Source organism: Oxynema mangrovii CENA135 (genome assembly GCF_016632315.1).
Taxonomy (GTDB): Bacteria; Cyanobacteriota; Cyanobacteriia; order Cyanobacteriales; family Laspinemataceae; genus Oxynema; species Oxynema aestuarii.
This window is the reverse complement of the sequence record NZ_JAEOXH010000001.1, coordinates 748,151-766,763: the sequence shown is the minus strand read 5'-3', so window position 1 is coordinate 766,763 and position 18,613 is coordinate 748,151. Positions and strand designations below refer to the sequence as shown.

Here is an 18,613-nt window from a genome sequence, read left to right as displayed (position 1 = left end):
GAACTTGTTTCAACTTCGGATATCTCGGGAGAAACTGAATCAGTGACTGAAGCGGATGCGGTTCAAAGACAAAGCGATGAAACTGTTCCCAGTTCGGATATCGCGGGAACAACTGAATCAGGTACTGAATCGGAAACGGTTCAACGAGAAACGTCAGAACTTGTTTCAACTTCGGATATCTCCCAAGAAACTGTATCGACTCCCCAAGCGGAAACGGTTCCAAGACAAAGCGATGACACTGTTTCAACTTCGGATATCCCTGGAAAAAGCTTATCCACCCCGCAAGCGGAAACCGTTCAACGAGAAACGTCAGAAGTTGTTTCAACTTCGGATATCTCCCAAGAAACTGCATCGACTCCCCAAGCGGAAAGTCTAGAAGTATCTCCCATGTCACCAATTAGTGGAGACATGCAATCCCTGATTGAAAGGGATACTGTTCGACGAAAAACTGATGAAATTCACCAAGATGTACAACAGAGTGAAGCAACTCAAGCTGTCAGTACAAATGACAGTATAGAGGAAGCTTCGGATTCGATTGAATCCAATTCTGACGACCGTTTAACCTTATCACAAAAGGAGACAAAAGACAACCCTGTTCAAACGTATAAAAAAGGTAATGATTTAAATGAGAATTATATCACTGTAGCACAACTGCTGCGGGAGTCCGATCGCCTCTCCCAGTTGTCTCATGGCATCGAAAATTTAGGATCTTGGCAACCTTTGGGGCAATCTCAGCCCCTCGGGCAACATTCACAAAATATCATTCAAGACGAGGGACAATCGCCCAAAAACGACCCCGATCGCCCCCCGTCAGTCACCCAATTTATACAAAAATCCCGTTCCTTGCCACCGGAAAGTGCGATCGCCCCCGACCTCCAAACCCGTAGCGCCAGCGAACCCACCACCAGCGAGACCCCCGATCGCTGGTCGAGTATCGCCGATCTACTCGCCCATAGCGACAGCCCCCAACCCGCCGCCGCCAACGCCCAACCCAAAATTCAAAAGCGATCGCCCGTCATCCAACGGCAATCCCAAAAACCCACCGCACCACCCCCCCAAGACAACGACAGCACCCTCATCTTCACCCCCGACGGCTTCCAAACCCTCCCCAGTTCAAACAACAGTAGATCCCAACACCTCCAACTCAAATCCAAAACCAACAACGGATCTCCACCAGACATCCAGCGATTGGCACCATCCGCAACCGAGGCGATCGCCGAAATCGGCCCCAGCAACGCCGACCCAACCCCCCAAAACCCCAACACCAACGACCTCGAACTCCTAGCCCGACAAATCTACCACCTAGTCCGCCAACGGCTAGAAATCGAAAAAGAACGACGCGGTGGCTACTTCAGCGATCGCCTACCCTGGTAAATCCCCCCATCACCCCAGAGAGAACCCCAACATGCAACTGCAAAAAGCCCAACTCATATCCCAAGATGGCGGTGGCACCATCGAATTCATGTTCAACCCCAACCAACTCGCCTTCTCCCAACAAATCAACCTCACCAAAGAAAACGGCGCCCGCACCGGGAGAGGCTTACCCAAAGTCAACTTTGCCTATCCCGAACCCGTCACCCTCACCGTCAACGACCTCTGGTTCGACACCCACGAACAAGGCACCAGCGTCCTCGAACCCCTCAGCCAATTCGCCAAAGCCGTCAACTTCATCGAAGGCGCCCCCGACACCGAAAAACGCCCCCCCACCTTCGTCTTCACCTGGGGTCAACACCAATTTATTCGCTGCTTCGTCACCAAACTCGACTACACCTTAATGCTCTTTCTCCCCGACGGCACCCCCGTGCGAGCCAAAGTCAACCTCACCCTAGAAGAAATCGACGAATCCACCACCCAACCCGGCATGGGAACCCCCCAACCCAGCGCCAGCCAGCGCCAACGCGACAGCATGACCAACCGACGCAGCCAACGCCGCTCCACCTCCCGATAAACCCCAGCCCTCCACCCAGATAATTCGACCTTTGGGGAATAGTGAAAGCCCCCCCCGATCGCCCATCAATGAAATAACGCGCCACCACCGAGGGACTCATGCCAGTCACTTACGTTGCCGAACCGATCTTGAAAATTAACGGTCAAACCGCCTCCAGCACTTTGATCGAAGATCTCCTGCAAGTCAGCGTTGAAGAAAGCCTTCACCTTCCCGCCTTCTTTACCCTCGTCATCAAAAACGACTACTTTTCCGGTCGCTCCGACGAACAACCCTGGCGCCACCAAAACTTATTTGAAATCGGCACCCCAATCCAAATCGGCTTCGGGTCGAGTACCACCGAAGCGCCAGAATTCGAGGACGAACAGCGCGACACCATCTTTGACGGCGAAGTCACCGCCATTGAAACCCACTTCACCAGCGAATCCCAGGCACCCATTGTCATTCGCGGTTACGACTACTCCCATCGCCTCCATCGCGGACGCTACAACCGCTCCTTTCAAAACATGACCGACAGCGATATCGTCAACAAAATCATGGGTGAAGTCGGCATTCGCTCCGGAACCATCGACCAAACCCGGGAACCTCACGAATATATCTTTCAAGAAAACCAAACCAACATGGAATTCTTGCGCGAACGCGCCGCCCGCAACGGTTTCGAGCTATTCGTGCAAGATGGCAAACTCAACTTTCGCAAACCCGCCAAAAACTCCACCCTCCAACTCAAATGGCTAGAAGACGTCCACAGCTTCCGCGTGCGTGTCAGCAGTGCCGAACAAGTGAGCAACGTTGAAGTGAGAGGGTGGGACTATACACAGAAACGGGCGATCGTCGAAACCGCCAGCCGCGAACAAATCCTCACCGAAAACCAATACGGTCGAGGCTCCAAAACCAGCCGAAACTTTAAAGGGCAACCCCCAACCCCCACCGCCGTCGTCGTCAACCAACCCGTTTACTCCAATCAAGAAGCCACCAATATCGCCCAAGCCATCTGTAACGAACTCGGCGGCGAATTCGTCCACGCCGACGCCCAAAGCGAAGGCAACCCCGAAATCCGACCCGGAAAAGTCGTCAAACTCCAAAACCTCGGTAAATATAGCGGCGAATACTACATCACCGAAACCCGCCACCTCTTTCAAGAACGGATTTACACCACCGAATTTAGCGTGCGCGGACTGCGCGGCGGCGACCTCCTCACCACCCTCGCCCCCGCCAAAACCATCGAACCCGGACAAAGCTTACTCATCGGTCTCGTCACCGACAACCAAGACGAACAAGGATGGGGTCGAGTCCGCGTCAAATTCCCCACCCTCACCGAAGAACACCAAAGTCACTGGGCCCGCGTCGTCAACATCGGCGGCGGATCCCAACGCGGCTTTCACTGCTTGCCAGAAATCAACGATGAAGTCCTCGTCGGCTTCGAGCATGGCGACATTCACCGCCCCTTTGTCATCGGCGGATTGTGGAACGGAAAAGACAAACCCCCCCGTACCACCCACGACACCGTACAGGGTGGAAAAGTCCGTTTGCGAACCCTTCAAACTCGCACCGGACACACCTTACAATTCGTCGAAGAAGACCAAGGAAGCAGTAACAAAGGGATTTATTTAACCAGCGTTTACGGACATCACGTTTATCTCAACGACAGCGAACAATATATTGAAATTAAGACTAACAATGGTCATCAAGTTCGTTTAGACGATAAAAATAAAAAAGTTTTAATTAAAACCCAAAACGGTCATAGTTGCGAACTCAACGACCAAAATCGTAAAATTTCCATGGAATCGGTCGGACAAATAGACATGAACGCCCCGCAAAAAATCACCTTAACTGTTGGAGGCAGCAGCATTGAAATTGCCCCAAGCGGAATTAAAATTCAAACCAGTGCCTCGATTAATATTCAAGGCTTAAATACCGACGTTAAAGGAACGACAACTGTTAACGTTCAAGGCATGACCGCCAACTTAAAAGGTACGACCGCCAACGTCCAAGCTGGCACCGTAGGAATTAGTGGCGGTATGGTGAGAATTAATTCGTGAACTACCGCTATTGAATCGGAGATTGCAATAGCGGCTTCCTACCCAACAGATTGCCCAATCGTAGATTTCTTGCGTCCTCTACGGTTCGGTCTTACATCCCGACAGTAGGCTTGGCCCCGCGTCCCGCAGGTCAAGAGTCGTAGCCCCTCTTCTCTGAGATTGATAGCTGCATTGAGATCGCGATCGTGACTCGTCCCACAGCTAGAACAAGTCCAATTTCTGACATCTAGTGGCAGGCTATCGATTTGATTCAAGCAAACGTTGCAGGTTTTAGAAGAGGGGAAGAATCTATCAACTTCAATATAGACTTTCCCTTCCTGTTCGGCTTTGTACTTCAGCATCGTCAAAAACATTCCCCAACCGACTTGGCCGATCGCCTTAGCCAGGTTCGGGTTTTTGAGCATGCCTTTGACATTGAGGTTTTCCACACAGATGACTTGGTTTTCGTCAACTATCCTACGCGATAGCTTGTGTAGGAAATCCTCCCGGCAACGTGCTACCTTGTTATGTACCTTAGCGACTTTCTTTCGTGCTTTATTTCGGTTGTTAGAGCCTTTCTGTTTTCTCGATAAGTCTTGCTGCTTGCGTTTCAGGTTACGCTCATGTTTAGCAATCCATCTTGGGTTGTTAAACTTAGACCCATCGGAAGTTACAGCAAAATGATTTAATCCAAGGTCTACACCGACCGCTTTTCCCTCAGTGGATGAGTCTGGATTGGGTTTCCCATCTTCAAAGAGAATGGAAGCAAAATACTGGTCGCAGCGATTTTTGGTAACTGTGACGGTTTTGAGTTTGCCTTCTATTGGTCGATGAACAACCGCTTTAATTTCCCCAACCTTCGGTAGCTTCAAGGCGTTTTCCAACACCTTGACATTTTGGGGATACTGGATGGATTGTTTGCCGTGTTTGGATTTGAATCGTGGATACCTGGCTCGTTTCTCGAAGAAGTTATTAAAAGCGGTTCCCAGGTTAATGCAAACCTGTTGAAGGCATTGTGAATATGTCAGCTTTAACCACTCATGCTCTTGTTTGAGGCTGGGAATCTTTTTCTTGATGTCGTAACTAGATAGTCCTTTTCCAGTCTCCTGGTAGGTTTGGTTCATCAAGTTCAGACCATAGTTCCACAGCCATCTGCAATTGCCGAAGGATTGCTCCAGCGATTGCTTCTGCTGCTCATTTGGGTATAATCTGACCTTGACAGCTTTAAGCATTAGGGTCAACTGAATTCACCATAAATACTCTACCATAAGTTACTGCCGCCATTCATCTCACGCTTCAAATCTATAATTGAAGCGTGAGATGAATGGCGGATTTGGCTAAAAACTAAAAACTAAAATTCCTACCATGTTTCCAGCCGCAAGATTAACCGATTTAACCGCTACCGGAGATCTGATTACCGGACCGGGAATGCCCAACGTCCTCATTGGCGGACTGCCCGCCGCTTGCGTCGGGGATTTAGTCTCCGGACCGTACTTGACCAGTGGCGCAGTAGTCGCCGGAGCCTTTACCGTCCTCATTGGCGGACGTCCGGCAGCACGCATGACCTCCAATGTCGCCGGGATTACCGTCGCGACAGGGATTCCCACCCCCGCCACGACTATCGTCGCCAAAGGTCAGCCCAACGTACTGATTGGCGACAATCCCGCCGCAGGGATTGCGGCGGCGGCGGCGGTGGGTGGTGCAGCAGCAGCCGCCCAAGCCCAAGCGGCAGCCTCCCAAGCGGCAGGGGCAGCAAAGCAACAACAAGCCCAAATGCAAGCGCAGATGGAGCAACAAGCCCAACAACAACAATTAGAAGAGGAACGGTTGAAACGGGAAGACCCGGAAGCTTACGAGCAAAAAATGCGAGAACGGGAGCAACAAAATCAACAATTCCAGGGATTTTAGATTTGAGGTTTGAGATTTTGGATTGAGAAAGGTGGGTAAGGCAGGCTGGATGCGCGGCCCACAGGGTTGTTGTCTTGCTTGTAGCCTGTGACTTGTGGCTTGTTGCCTACTCCCTAGTTCCTCAAAGGAACCAAACTCGACTTTTGGCCAATGGCAATACATAACCCTTCTCCGCTAGAGTGACGGCTACGCTGAGAGGGGTTTGCAAACCATGAGCGATCGCCCGCATGAAGCCTCTGAAGATTACCTAGGAACGGGATGGTCTTTCCCATTAAAAGTTAACCTTCAGGGAAGCATTCAACTGAGCAGTAGCAGTACCAATATTGAGGAATCGATTCGGATTATCTTAGGCACGCGGTTGGGAGAACGGGTCTACCGACCTAATTTCGGTTCGCGGCTGTCGGAACTGGTGTTCGCGCCGATGAATACCCAAACCCTATTGCTGATTCGTTTGTATGTCGAAGAAGCGATCCAAATGTGGGAACCGCGCGTGGTACTCGAAGGGGTCTTTACCGAGCCGGATCCGATTCGAGGGCGCGTCGATATTACGATTAAATATCATCCGAAAGACAGCTACGATTCCCGCAGCATTATTTATGGTTTTTATCTATTACCTCCCATGAGCGCGCCGTAGGTCACTGGGGCGAATCCCTCTTGTCTAAACGGGTTGGGTGCGACCGGGGAAGCGGAGCCAGGAAGATAAGACCGAGGAGAACATGAGGAGAACATGGAGTTTGATTTTCTGCCCAATTTGCCGAAGTCGGATCTCGACGATCGCCAATTTCAGGACTTAGTAGACGAGTGCATTTTACGTATTCCTCGCTATTGTCCCGAATGGACGAACTACAATCCGAGCGATCCGGGGATTACCTTGATCGAACTGTTCGCGTGGCTGACAGACCAAATGTTGCTACGCTTCAATCAAGTTCCCCGCCGTCATTACGTCGCCTTCCTCGAACTCCTCGGCGTCCGACTGCAAGCCCCGAATCCGGCGAAAACTGATATTACCTTTTATCTGAGTGCCTCCCTGCCGGAAAGCTACGCGATCCCGGCAGGTACTCAAGTGGCGACGGTGCGCACGGAAACGGAAGAGGCGATCGTCTTCAGTACCGATCGCCCCTTGGTGATGGGAACCCCGAGCATCCGCCACCTCCTCGGCGCCCGCACGGCGGAAACGGTGCCTCAAGTGTTGCGCGATCGCTTCGTCGGCACCTGGACCTTACGACCGGACGGCGAATGGGAAGGTCAATCCCTATCCTTATTTGAAGAACAACCGGAAATCGGCAATTGCTTCTATCTCGTCTTCGACCCGGACGCTCCCCTCGAAGGAAACACGATCGCCCTGTCCGTCAAAGGCGAAGCCGCCACCTCCACCGGGATCGACCCGGAACGCCCCCCCCGACGCTGGGAAGCTTGGAACGGCCTCTATTGGGAATCGATCCTGCGAGAAGAAAACGACGATTTAACCGAAGGCTTCAGCTTCAGCGAACTGACCCGCAAAGGCGGTAACCCCCTCTCCGGTGCCGATGTCATCTTGCACCTGCCCAAACACTGGCCCGTCACCCACTTCGTCACCTATGCCGGACGCTGGCTGCGCTGCGTCTACACCCTCCCCGACGGCGATCGACCCGGTTACATCCGATCGCCCCGGATTGCCGGCTTGAGTACGCGATCGATCGGCGGCACCGTCGAAGCCACCCAATGCAGCCTCGTCGAAAACGAAATTCTCGGCGAAAGCAACGGACAACCCGGTCAAACCTTCCAACTGCAAGGCACCCCCGTACTGCCGCGCGACGATCGCGAACGGATTCTCGTCACCCCTCCCAACGGCATCCCCCAACTCTGGGAAGAAGTCAGCGACTTTTCCAACTCCGGCGCCGAAGACCTCCACTACACCATCGACTCCCTCGACGGCACCGTTCAATTCGGCCCGCTCATCCGCTCTTCCGGTTCCTTGCCCAGCCAAACCGACTTTCGCCGGAGCCTGCAAGGAATACCCAAGCAACAGCCCGACGGTCGCCATCGGGGAACCCAAAACAACAGCGCCAACGATCGCCGCGCTCAATTCCTCGAACGACAGTACGGCGCCGTTCCCCCGCGCGGTTCCCTGATCCAAATGGCCGCCTATCGCACCGGAGGCGGCGAACGAGGCAACGTCCAAGAAAATACCATTAGAATCGTCAAAACCGCCGTTCCCTACGTCGCCAGCGCCACCAACCATCGCCCCGCCCGCCACGGTTCCAACGCCGAAACCCTAGAAGAAGCGGCGATGCGCGTACCGCGAATGTTGCGGACCCGCGATCGCGCCGTCACCGTCGAAGACTTTGAAACCCTCGCCATCAAAGCCGGACAGGGGGCGATCGCCCGCGCCATGTGCCTTTCCCCCAGAAACGGCGAACAAGGCGGCATCGTCCGCCTCGTCCTCGTCCCCCACACCAGCACCGACGGCATCGAACGCGGCGAAGGTATCGACCCCGAACGGCTCTTACTCACCCCCGAACTGCAACAACAAGTCCTCGACTACCTCGACGAACGACGCTTGCTCGGCGTCCAAGTCCTCTGTACCCAACCGGAATACGTCGGCGTCGGCGTCCAAACCGAAGTCGCCCTCGAAGCCGAATACAAACATCCGAGCGCCCAACAACAGATCCTCGCCGAAGTTCAACAAGCCCTCTACCGCTTCCTCAACCCCCTCACCGGAGGCCCCGAAGGCACCGGATGGCCCTTCGGTCGTCCCCTGTATTCCTCCGATATCGTCACCCTCTTACAAAAAATTACCGGAGTCCGCTACCTCGGCACCGTCCAACTATTCGAGCTGCGCCACGGCGATCGCGGCTGGGTGCGATCGCTCCCCCGCGAACCCCAAATCGACCCCGGCCCCCTCGGCTTAATCTGCTCCTGGCGCAACGATCGCCTCCGCTCCGGTCATGCAGTGGGAGTGATTTAGGCAAAAGCCACAAGCCACAAGGCATAAGGCACAAGGCATTCCCCACTCCCTCAATCTCAAATCTCAAATCTCAAATCCCTAATGACTCAAGCTCGCGACTTACTGCCCTTACGCCTCGAACTGATGCCGATGACCTCGGCATCGATCGCGGCGCAACCCACAGGGCGGGCGATCGCGCAATTTCAACACCACTCCCCCTTACAAAAACATCTCGTCCGAGCGACTCCCAAACCCGCCTGTCAACTCGTCGTCCATCCCGGGGCACCCGCCGAACTGCTCGTTCGCATCCAAAACCTGAGTCAGTCCCGCCTGGACATTGCCCTCGACCTCGATGGGGACTTTCCCAGACATTGGTGTCGCATCGGAATCGAAGGACAAGAAATTCCCCCACAGGCCCGGCGAGAAGCCGTTCTCTACTTCCACCTGCCCGATAACTTCTTCGAGACAGATACCCCATTCCCCAACGACCGTTGCCTATCCCTGGACTATCGCGGTCAGATTTACATTCGCTACAGTCTCGACGGCGAAACCTGGCAGGTCATGGCGCCGGAAACCTTTAACCTGTTCGTGCGGCCCGACAGCGTGTATCTGGATTTTTTACCGGAACTTTATCGGGAAGTCGATTTTATCGGGCGGATCTTAAGCTTGTTCGAGCAAGCCTTCGAGCCGACGGTGCAAACCCTAGAGTTATTGTGGGCATATCTCGATCCACTCACGGCCCCCGAAGGCTTGTTATCCTTTCTCGCCTCTTGGGTGGGGTGGAAACTCGATCCGCGCTTGAGTATCGAACGGCAGCGCCATTTGATCGGACAGGCGATCCAACTGTACAGTTGGCGCGGAACGCGGCGGGGATTGAGATTGTACCTGAATTTGTACACGAATTTACCCCTCGACGAAGACCGACCGGAAAAGGAAAAACGGATTAGCATTCAGGAAGTGTTTACCCAAGGGTTCGTGTTGGGAGAAACGCAACTGGGAGAAGATGCGATCGTCGGCGGGGGTAAACCGTATCACTTTATCGTGCGATTGCGCCCGTCCCGGGGCGATCGCCTCGACGAAGCCCTCGTTCGGCAAATTATCGAGCAGGAAAAACCCGCCTTTTGTACTTACGAACTCTACATCGAACCGAGTTCCGACTAGGCGTCGCCCGACGGTCACCCATGGTAAAGACGATGAGTAAACCTTGGCAGTCCCCCCACATCAAACCCTTCCAACGCCTGCAAGTCGCCGACGGCTTGTTGATGAATGCCGAACGCTGGCGCTTGGCCCACGACTACCATCGCGCGCGGCAAAACGTCCATTTTCAGTCCCTCAACCAACCCGGAATCGTCTGCGACCTCGGCGTTTGTCCGATCGCCCCCCCGTCGGACGTTCCCGCGAAATATCGTGACGGACGCTGGGTGCAAATCCAACCGGGGATCGCCATCGACGTGTTTGGCAATCTCATCGTCATTCCCGAACCCGTAGACTTCCGCATCAGTTCCCCCGTCGGCGACGGCGAACCGACCCAAATTTATCTCGTCGTCAGTTATGTCGATCCCGATAAATTAAAAGCCCGACACGACGGCGAACTCGTCGTCACCGAAACCTTTCGCATCGACGAAAAAACGACACCGCCGGAAGATTGGGAAGTCGAAGTCTGTCGCATCGTACTCGAACCCGGCGACATCCACTTACAGCGATCGCGCCAAGTGTTCGCCCCCGAACCCAACAGTTTGGACTTGCGCTACCGCCTCCCGGTACAGGCGCGAGCCCGGGCGATCGTCCGCTTGGGAATCGTCGGCGATTCCGGCGACGACCTCCCCAACACCGTCTCCCGCCTATCATTCCTCCTGCGATCGCTCGACGGCTTATATCCCGCCTTGCAAGGAACCGACGAGATCGGCGTCTTCTGCGAAATCCGACCCGACGCCCTCGACACCTGGAGCGCCTACGATGCCCTCTACGTCGGCGATCGCCTCTTCCAAAACGCCGAACCCCACCAACTCGAACCCCTCAAAGCCTATATCGAACGCGGCGGCACCCTCTGGCTCGAAATCACTACGGATTTAGGCAAAATCGAACAACTGCGCCTCGTCAAAGCCGAACTCAAAGACGCCCTCACCCATCTCGAAACCTCCCCGGACACCACCCCCTTACCCTCCCGTCAGGCGGAAGTCGCCGAATACCAAAAAATTCACTCCGAACTCAACGACGAACTGACCGCCGTCGAAGCCGAACTCGATCGCCTCATCCGCGATCGCACCGCCAAGATCGGCCAGTTTGCCCAAAGCTTCGGCACCCCCCTCGAATTTCTCGACGCCCGAGAACGCGACCACCCCTTGCGAACCGAACCCTTTCTCTTCGCCGCCTTACCGACCGTCCAAGGCGAAGCGATCCAACTGCTAACCGCCCCCGGACTGGTCGTGGCGATCGGTCAGTTATCCTCCGCTTGGGGTCTCGACGACCACTTATCCCTCCCGCGCGAAACCATCCGCAGCGCCCAGGAAATGGGGATCAACCTCTTACACGCCGCCTCGAAACGACGCCATCTGATCCAACTCCAACATCCCTCACACCCCGAATCGCCTCCCGAACCGCCTTTACCTCCCCCCACCCCCTCGGAAGAATCCCCCGCCGAAGCGAAAAAGAAAGGCTCGCGACTGCCTAAAAATATTCTCGATAAATTAGGTTAAATTTCACGTCGCATGTTTTCAAACCCGGGGTAGCGAACATGAGAATTAAAAATCTCAAACTGGCACGTCAATTCACCCTCTTTTTATCCGTGGTCTTTGTCCTGTCGATCGCCTTTTGCGGGACCATTCTCTCCGATGCTTTGCAAAAAAAAGCACGGGACGAAGTCGCCACTCAAAGTCTGCTGCTCATGCAGACCATGAACGCCGTTCGCACCTATACCAGCCAAGAAATTAACCCCTTACTCGCGCCCCGACTCGAAACCGAAACCGCCTTTATCCCGGAAACCGTTCCCGCTTATTCCGCCCGTCAAGTCTTTGAAAATTTGCGCGACAGTCCGGAATATAAAAACTTCTTTTACAAAGAAGCAGTTGTCAACCCGACCAATTTGCGCGACCTCCCCGACGGATTCGAGCAAGAAACGATCGCCAAATTTCGCCAAAACCCGGAGTTAAAAGAAACCTGGGGCTATCGGCAATTATTCGGGGAACAAGTCTTTTATAAAGCCCGACCGATTCAAATCACCGAAGCAAGTTGCTTGCGCTGTCACGGCGACCCCAAAACGGCTCCCAAAAGTCTGCTCGCGACCTATGGCAACCAAACCGGGTTTGGCTGGAACTTGAATGAAACGATCGGCATTCAAACCGTTTACGTCCCCTCCGAAGCGGTGTTTTCTCTCAGCCGCCAGTATTGGGCGGGGGTGATGGGGACGTTTATCGTCACCTTTGCGATCGCCATTGTATTAATTAATATCTTGCTCAAACGCCACGTCATCCATCCCTTGCAACCGATGGCGAGGGTGGCAGAAAAAATCGGCACGGAACAACTCGACGACACCCTCGAACGAGATCGAGATTTAAAAAAACTGGCGACTCTCTCCCAACAACAAAACGAACTCGGTCATCTAGCCCGTATTTTTCAACAAATGGCTCACGGGGTTTACTTGCGCGAGCAAAAACTCGGTCAGCAACTGCAACAATTGCAACGGCAAAGTCAAGAAAGCTCGGTCAATTCGACCAGTTCGAGCCGCGATCGCACCGACCCGGGTTATTTAAATGCCCTGTTAAACAAAGCCAAGCAGTTACGCGGCGATCGCCCCCAATAAATCGCCCCTTCGATCGCCCGATCGATCGCAACAACCCGCCCGACTCCCCCTTCTCCATCCCCTCCCTCGAATTATGGCCAACAACCTCATCGAGACGACCCTTTCGACCAAACAATTGAGCTTCAAACCCGGCGGTTCGCCTGCCTTTTTTGAAGTGACCGTGGTCAATCACAGCGATCGCTTCGCCAGTTTCCAAGTCGAGGCGATCGCCGCCGGAGTCGATAGCGAACCAACCGTCACCTGGTACAAAATTTCCCCGGAAGTCAGCACCAAAAAACCGCCGGGAGATTCGACCACGTTTAAAATCGGTATCGTGGACAGTCCGGTTCCGGGATGGGTGGGGCTGATGAACGTCACCGTCCGCGTCTTTTCGATCGAACTGCTCGACGAAGACCGCGAAATCGTGCGTTTGGCGATCGAACAAGGAACCGGATCGATCCCATTACAACTCAAACTCCCGGTACGCGATTTCCACGTTTATCCGGACAATCAAATCGAAATTCCCGTGCGGATTTACAACCCCGCTCAAATTCCCAGCAAGGCGATCGTGCGCTGTTTGGGACTCGAACCGTCTTGGTTGGGTCAGTCGGTGGAACGACAGGTGCAAGTGTTGCCCGGAAAAGAAGCGGAAACGACGTTTTTATGTCAGCCTCCCTTCGGCGCCAAAGCCCCCAGTCGGGTCTATCCGTTTACCGTCGAAGCGTCCCACAGTCTCGGACCGCCCAGCCAAATTGAGAGCAGTTTGGAAGTGCTTCCGGTAGGCCATCTCGAATTTCGAGCCCTTGCACTCAAACAGAGAGTTCCCCAGCGTCGGGCCTGGGCGATCGACTGGCACTCCGATCCAGTCACTTACCTGCTCGAATTTGAAAATGCTAGTAATTTGGCGCAAGAGGTCACCGTTGACGTCACCGGAGACGGGGTGGAACGCTGCGATCGCCTCGAAATCGAACCGGATACGATGACCCTCTACGCCGCAGAAACCGGACAGTTCGAGTTATTAGCCCGCGCCAAACGCCCCTTACTCGGTTGGAAGCGTCGCCTGACCTTTGAAGCTAACGGTCTGGTTCCAGAGGGTCGCTTGAATGTCCGCAACGAGCTGCAAATTTTACACCTGGATTTGCTGCCGATCGTGCCGCGCTGGCTCCAATTATTCCTACTGTTTTTATGGTTATTAGGTTTGGGCAGTTTGTGGTACTTCATGCCCCGTTTACACCACCACAAAGCCCCGGTTCACGCCGTGGAGATTGACGGTTTGGCGAATTTTGTGGTCAGTGGTTCCAATGACGAGACCATTCGCACTTGGCAGCTAAAGAACCGACGGGAACTCGATTTTCGAGGGGTCTTGGGGAGTTTTGGGAAAGCGGTGCGAACCCTACAGTATCGTCCCGTGGATAATAATTTACTGGCGGTGGGATTGGAAAATGGCGAAATTCAACTGTGGGATTTGTTGTCGTCGCCGGATGAAAATCCGATCGATTCCTTTTCGTTTCAAAAAGACGATCGCGTCTTGGCATTAGCGTTTACCCGAGACGGGCGTTATTTATTTAGCGGTCACGGCAGTGGTTCGGTTCTGCAGTGGGAGGTACAGTCGCAGTTAGAGGCTCAATTTGGGGGGACGCCCCCGAGTCAACAACCGCGCCGACAGCCCTTTGATTTTGCAATTTCCGGGTTGGCGTTGGTGGGTACGGGCGATCGCACTTTAGCTGTCGCCGGACGTTTCAATCAGTTGCGCTTGTGGAATTGGAGTGACGGTAGCGAACCTCGGGCGATCGCTTATCCGGAAACGGGCGGTCAAAATGACTATATTTTCGCGATCGCGACTGCCGAATACAATCCCTATTTACTCGTCACCGCAGATTCTCAAGGATCGATTACGATCTGGAATTTACAAACCTGTCTGAGTGAAAATCAGCCGTGCGATCGCATCGTCGATCGTTGGAGTGACGGTCACGACTCCCAACCCGTGCGCGCCTTATCCTTAAGTCGCAACGGCTGCTATCTCGCGACCGGGGGCGACGACGGCAAACTGAAATTGTGGCCGTTGACCGCCGACGGACGCCGCGCCGATGCCTATTTAGAGGGCATCGAGTTAGCTACCAGTTTCGGACGCCAGAAGTTTAACGCGATCGATCTCAAAATCGCCAACAACAATCTTCTCATCGTCGGCGGCAGTGACGATCGCTGGGTTCACTTACGCCGACATCCCCGTTTGCCTCAAGTTCGGTGCGAAAAGTGAATAGTAACTTTTCACTATTCACTATTCACTTTTCACTTTCCCCCCACCTGCTGACGCGAGGAGGGAGAGTGCGACGGACTTTATTCAACTTTCGTCGATTCACTTAAAAGCGGTTCGTCGGCTATATTGTCTAGACCGACCGATTCGAGCAGTGTTTTCCAATCTTGCTCGAATTTGGCCTCTTGCGGATGCGTCGCCCGTAATTCGGCGAGTTCGCTGAGCGTATCGGTCCAGATCCCCGCTTGAGCGTAAACTTCCGGCAATTCGCGTTCTTCGGCAGCGTCTAGACGTTCGGATAATGCCGCGTCGGGTTCGACCCGCTTGACCCAACCATCGACAAACACGTCCGCCGAACGGTCTTTGACATCGCAAATCACGGCAAAAAACCAATGATACGCCGTATCCGTTTCTAAAGACTGACCCTCTGGAAGCGTAATACCAATAATGCCCGGTTGTCCGCTCAACGTAATTTGTTCTTCGTATAGGGTTTCCCCGGCTTCGGTTTCTAATGCAAATTCCGCTTCTTTTACAGGAGTTTCGCTGACATGGACGAAAAAGGTCGGATTGGAATTGACGGTCGATTCGACTTCAATGCGATCGTCGGGCAGTTCGCTTTGATTGACTTTCGGCAAGACGGGGGTGACCGAAATCGTTTCTCCGGCGCATTCGCTCGTTCCCCGAGAAATCCCCCCGGTACGCCGACGGGAAGCTCGCACGCCGGGGACTTTAAAGCCCAAAGCAACGAGGGTTTCATGACGGTCGCTCCCCCCGGATGTCGGGGCGGTCGCGGCGGGACGAATGCTCCCGGGAAGGGTCGCACTGGCGGCCAATCCGAGGGATAAGGCCAGTGAAAATGTTTTGAGATAGGTAAGATATTTAGTCTTCATTTTTCCCTGTTAGGACAACGCTATGTAAAATTGGAGTTGAAGCCGTAACGATCGTAATCTTAAGACATTGCAAACAGCAAGAATTATATATTAATCATTATAATCTCAAGCCCCGATTGTAGACGATTTTGCTAAAGGTAAAGTTTCCCGGACAATAGATTAAATCTGTAAAAAATATAAAGAGCATTTTTTAGGCAAAAAGACCGAGTTGTCCGGTGAAATCGGAAGATCGAGAAACGGTAAGTTTCCCATCGAGTCGTCAGCCAATATAGATAATGGATTCAAGGGGGTTTTGTCGGCGGTCAAATGGGGTTAAAGTGACGAAATCCCCACCTATCTGTTGAAGGAAGTGGTGCCAGCATGATTGCTCAGTTAACTGAAAAAATTCGGGCGACGATCGCCCATCCTAAATCCCTAGGTCAAGCGGTAGTCGGATTTGGGGGAACCGTGGCGGTCGCCAGCGTGGCAATCGCCGCCGTAGTGGTCGGGGTGCGACAAGTGGGCGGTTTGGAATCGTTCGAGTTACAAGCCTACGATCGCCTGATGCGATCGCGTCCGGATCCCGGACCGGACGAGCGCTTACTCGTGGTGGAAATTAGCGAAGACGACATCCGCGCCCAAAACGAATATCCGATTTCCGATGCCACAATGGCGGCGATGTTAAATCAATTGGTCGCCGACGAAGCCCGGGCGATCGGAATCGATATTTTACGCGACGTTCCCATCGGGACGGGTCGGGAACAATTAGTCAAAGTTCTCAGCGAAAACGACACGATTATTGCGGCGTGCAAACTCAGTTCCGAAGCCGAACCGCAAGGAGTTCCCGCCGCGCCGAGTGTCCCGGAAGAACGGATCGGTTTTGCCGATTTGCCCGTGGACCGCGACGTGACCATCCGCCGCACGATTTTAGTTTCGACGCCCATTGTCGATCCGCAAACCGAGATCGTCAAACCGCATTTTTGCAACTATCCCGATCCGGAAAATCAAGTACCCTCCCTTTCGTTCAGTTTGGCGTTGATGTACCTGGAAGGGGAAGGGGTCGCAGTCGCCTTAGCCGAAAATGGGCAAGATTTACTCTTGGGTGACGCCGTTCTCAAACGCTTGGGCGATCGCTCCGGAGGCTACGCCCAAAGCGGGGCGACGGACTACCAACTGATGCTCAATTACCGTTCCGGAAACAAGGCGATCGAACAAGTCAAGTTAACCGACTTGATCGAAGGGCGGGTCGATCCCGAAACCATCCGCGATCGCGTCGTTTTAGCCGGATATACCGCCAGTACGGCCAATGACGACTTCGCCACCCCCTACAGCGCCGGAAGTCAGGATCGGGTCGAAATGCCCGGAGTCGTCATCCACGCCCAAGCCACCAGCCAACTGATCGCCGCCGCCCTCGACGGGCGCCCCTTAATCTGGTATTGGAGTCAGTGGGGAGAAATCCTCTGGATCTTCCTATGGGCGTTAGTCGGCGGCAGTTTAGCCTGGGCGATTCGGCGTCCTTGGGTGTTGGGGGTCGCCGCCGTAGGCGGATTGGCCGTTTTGTACGGCATCAGTTACGCCCTCTTTTTACAAGCGGGATGGATCCCGTTAGTCCCCCCCGCGATCGCCTTACTCGGCAGTTTGGGCGGCGTCGTCGCGATCGATCGCTTCAATAAGAGCGCCTACGGTCAAGCGGTGATTCAAGGGGTCAAAGGCTTCTTAAAAATCGATATCGAAATCGACCAAGAGAAAAAAGAAGAACAAGTCGCCGAAATTACCGAAAGCGACTATTTTAAAAACCTGCAAGAAAAAGCGCACCAACTGCGCGCCCAAAAACACCAACCGCGCAGCCGGGGCGATCGCCATTTAGCCGACGACGGCGAAACGAGCGAAACCGAAGCCGCCACGACCGAAACCGATGGCGAAGAGGACTATTTCGCCCAACTGCAACAACGGGGCCAACAACTCAAACACGACCGTCCCGAAACTCAGCCCCAGGAAAGTGCAGCGACAGGGGATAGGGAAGACGGCGACAGCGAAGACGGCGACGGCGACGATTATTTCGCCCAACTGCGCCAGCGCAGCCAAAACCTGAAGCGGGATAACCCCGATCGCCCGGAATCGTAAACGGCAATCCGCCGACGTGCCAGTTCATCGTTTTACGAGGGGGACCGGATTTATGAGCCACCATCCATTTCAACCGCCAGCGAACGCACCCGACCCAGACCCGCCCGGCGAAGACAAAGGTCTGAGTTTGGCGCAGATCCTGGAACTGCCCGACCGAGAACGGCGCATCGTCAATACTATTTTGCGCCAGAAAGATTGCACGCTCCACGAACTCGCCGCCACCTTGGGAGAGTCGGAAACGACCCTGCAGCCCGAAGTCGATACCCTCTTGCGTCAGGGTTGGATCGCCGAACGCGAACGGGAAGGGCAGTTTCACTACACCGTGCAGTTGAGCGCCAAACGGGGGATCGATCTGCCCTCCGCTTTGGACCGTCTCGGCGAGATCCCCGAAGGTCGTGCCACTCCGGCGGAGGAACCGTGCTGGGTTGCCGTCGGACCGCCAGAGGAGGTCGTCGCCAGGGCGGGCGATCGCGTCGAACTGCGGGTGAGCGCGACGAACCGAGGTCGCCGAAATGCGGCGATCGAAGCGATTTTAGCCGAAACTTCCACCATTCCGGAAAATTGGTGTACCTCCCGAGAAGAACGCCTCGCCCTCGGACCGGGATACGGTGGGGAACTGGTGTTCGAGATCGCGGTTCCCGTCGAGGCGATCGCGGGAATTTACCCTTACGCGATCGTCGTCAGCGCCAGCGAGCATTACCCTGAACAGCCCCCCGCGCGCTTGGTCGGTCAGCTTCGCGTTCTCGAAGACAACCTTTGACGAAGATGCTAGCGTCGCCTTCAATTCTGCC

Annotated in this window: 14 protein-coding genes; 12 read left to right on the top strand and 2 right to left on the bottom strand. The window is 54.3% G+C overall.

Annotation, left to right across the window (positions count from 1 at the left end):
* The 3 genes from JJD41_RS03040 to JJD41_RS03030 all read left to right on the top strand — a co-directional run.
* A partial coding sequence (locus JJD41_RS03040) for a hypothetical protein (RefSeq protein WP_234488484.1) occupies positions 1 to 1,374 on the top strand: 1,374 nt, incomplete at its 5' end.
* A 31-nt stretch (positions 1,375 to 1,405) separates the two neighbouring features.
* Positions 1,406 to 1,948, top strand: coding sequence for a CIS tube protein (locus tag JJD41_RS03035; protein WP_168568584.1), 543 nt, complete (start codon positions 1,406 to 1,408; stop codon positions 1,946 to 1,948).
* 98 nt (positions 1,949 to 2,046) lie between these two features.
* A complete protein-coding gene (locus tag JJD41_RS03030) occupies positions 2,047 to 3,984 on the top strand; it encodes a VgrG-related protein (protein WP_200664655.1) in 1,938 nt (645 codons plus the stop codon).
* A gap of 38 nt (positions 3,985 to 4,022) precedes the next feature.
* On the opposite strand, the gene JJD41_RS03025 is transcribed toward JJD41_RS03030, so the two are convergent.
* Complete coding sequence (locus JJD41_RS03025; protein ID WP_200664654.1) at positions 4,023 to 5,195, bottom strand: RNA-guided endonuclease InsQ/TnpB family protein; 1,173 nt, start codon at positions 5,193 to 5,195, stop codon at positions 4,023 to 4,025.
* 133 nt (positions 5,196 to 5,328) lie between these two features.
* On the opposite strand from JJD41_RS03025, the gene JJD41_RS03020 reads away from it, so the two are divergent.
* The 7 genes from JJD41_RS03020 to JJD41_RS02990 all read left to right on the top strand — a co-directional run bounded on the left by JJD41_RS03020 (position 5,329) and on the right by JJD41_RS02990 (position 14,832).
* A complete protein-coding gene (locus JJD41_RS03020) occupies positions 5,329 to 5,871 on the top strand; it encodes a PAAR domain-containing protein (protein WP_200664653.1) in 543 nt (180 codons plus the stop codon).
* A gap of 211 nt (positions 5,872 to 6,082) precedes the next feature.
* On the top strand, positions 6,083 to 6,505 hold the full coding sequence (locus tag JJD41_RS03015) for a GPW/gp25 family protein (protein ID WP_168568581.1): 423 nt from the start codon (positions 6,083 to 6,085) through the stop codon (positions 6,503 to 6,505).
* 93 nt (positions 6,506 to 6,598) lie between these two features.
* Entirely contained in the window at positions 6,599 to 8,818 is a 2,220-nt protein-coding gene (locus tag JJD41_RS03010) for a putative baseplate assembly protein (RefSeq protein ID WP_200664652.1), read from the top strand.
* 81 nt (positions 8,819 to 8,899) lie between these two features.
* Positions 8,900 to 9,958, top strand: a complete 1,059-nt coding sequence (locus JJD41_RS03005) for a phage tail protein (RefSeq protein WP_200664651.1) — start codon at positions 8,900 to 8,902, stop codon at positions 9,956 to 9,958.
* A gap of 32 nt (positions 9,959 to 9,990) precedes the next feature.
* Positions 9,991 to 11,493: a hypothetical protein gene (locus JJD41_RS03000; protein ID WP_200664650.1), complete on the top strand. Its 1,503-nt coding sequence runs from the start codon at positions 9,991 to 9,993 to the stop codon at positions 11,491 to 11,493.
* Between the two features lie 38 nt (positions 11,494 to 11,531).
* The gene (locus JJD41_RS02995) at positions 11,532 to 12,596 is read left to right on the top strand and encodes a c-type heme family protein (RefSeq protein WP_200664649.1); all 1,065 of its coding nucleotides are present in this window, start codon (positions 11,532 to 11,534) and stop codon (positions 12,594 to 12,596) included.
* A gap of 73 nt (positions 12,597 to 12,669) precedes the next feature.
* Positions 12,670 to 14,832 (top strand): WD40 repeat domain-containing protein, encoded by a 2,163-nt coding sequence (locus tag JJD41_RS02990; RefSeq protein WP_200664648.1) that lies wholly within the window; start codon positions 12,670 to 12,672, stop codon positions 14,830 to 14,832.
* An 80-nt stretch (positions 14,833 to 14,912) separates the two neighbouring features.
* Here JJD41_RS02990 and JJD41_RS02985 read toward each other — a convergent pair whose 3' ends face one another.
* The gene (locus JJD41_RS02985) at positions 14,913 to 15,719 is read right to left on the bottom strand and encodes a DUF928 domain-containing protein (protein ID WP_200664647.1); all 807 of its coding nucleotides are present in this window, start codon (positions 15,717 to 15,719) and stop codon (positions 14,913 to 14,915) included.
* Between the two features lie 360 nt (positions 15,720 to 16,079).
* Between JJD41_RS02985 and JJD41_RS02980 the strand changes: the two genes are divergently transcribed.
* Together JJD41_RS02980 and JJD41_RS02975 are read left to right on the top strand one after the other, a co-directional pair.
* Positions 16,080 to 17,822 carry a CHASE2 domain-containing protein gene (locus JJD41_RS02980; protein WP_200664646.1) on the top strand — a complete coding sequence of 581 codons (1,743 nt, stop codon included), beginning with the start codon at positions 16,080 to 16,082 and terminating at the stop codon, positions 17,820 to 17,822.
* Positions 17,823 to 17,874: 52 nt separating this feature from the next.
* Positions 17,875 to 18,582 (top strand): COG1470 family protein, encoded by a 708-nt coding sequence (locus tag JJD41_RS02975; RefSeq protein ID WP_200664645.1) that lies wholly within the window; start codon positions 17,875 to 17,877, stop codon positions 18,580 to 18,582.
* The last annotated feature ends 31 nt before the right edge of the window (positions 18,583 to 18,613 follow it).

Excerpts from the sequence above, each read along its gene's own strand:
- JJD41_RS02995 (WP_200664649.1), top strand. The coding sequence starts at position 11,532 with ATGAGAATTAAAAATCTCAAACTGGCACGTCAATTCACCCTCTTTTTA.
- JJD41_RS03015 (WP_168568581.1), top strand. The coding sequence starts at position 6,083 with ATGAGCGATCGCCCGCATGAAGCCTCTGAAGATTACCTAGGAACGGGA.
- JJD41_RS02990 (WP_200664648.1), top strand. The coding sequence starts at position 12,670 with ATGGCCAACAACCTCATCGAGACGACCCTTTCGACCAAACAATTGAGC.
- JJD41_RS03035 (WP_168568584.1), top strand. The coding sequence starts at position 1,406 with ATGCAACTGCAAAAAGCCCAACTCATATCCCAAGATGGCGGTGGCACC.
- JJD41_RS03000 (WP_200664650.1), top strand. The coding sequence starts at position 9,991 with ATGAGTAAACCTTGGCAGTCCCCCCACATCAAACCCTTCCAACGCCTG.
- JJD41_RS03025 (WP_200664654.1), bottom strand. The coding sequence starts at position 5,195 with ATGCTTAAAGCTGTCAAGGTCAGATTATACCCAAATGAGCAGCAGAAG.
- JJD41_RS02980 (WP_200664646.1), top strand. The coding sequence starts at position 16,080 with ATGATTGCTCAGTTAACTGAAAAAATTCGGGCGACGATCGCCCATCCT.
- JJD41_RS02985 (WP_200664647.1), bottom strand. The coding sequence starts at position 15,719 with ATGAAGACTAAATATCTTACCTATCTCAAAACATTTTCACTGGCCTTA.
- JJD41_RS03020 (WP_200664653.1), top strand. The coding sequence starts at position 5,329 with ATGTTTCCAGCCGCAAGATTAACCGATTTAACCGCTACCGGAGATCTG.
- JJD41_RS03030 (WP_200664655.1), top strand. The coding sequence starts at position 2,047 with ATGCCAGTCACTTACGTTGCCGAACCGATCTTGAAAATTAACGGTCAA.
- JJD41_RS02975 (WP_200664645.1), top strand. The coding sequence starts at position 17,875 with ATGAGCCACCATCCATTTCAACCGCCAGCGAACGCACCCGACCCAGAC.
- JJD41_RS03005 (WP_200664651.1), top strand. The coding sequence starts at position 8,900 with ATGACTCAAGCTCGCGACTTACTGCCCTTACGCCTCGAACTGATGCCG.
- JJD41_RS03010 (WP_200664652.1), top strand. The coding sequence starts at position 6,599 with ATGGAGTTTGATTTTCTGCCCAATTTGCCGAAGTCGGATCTCGACGAT.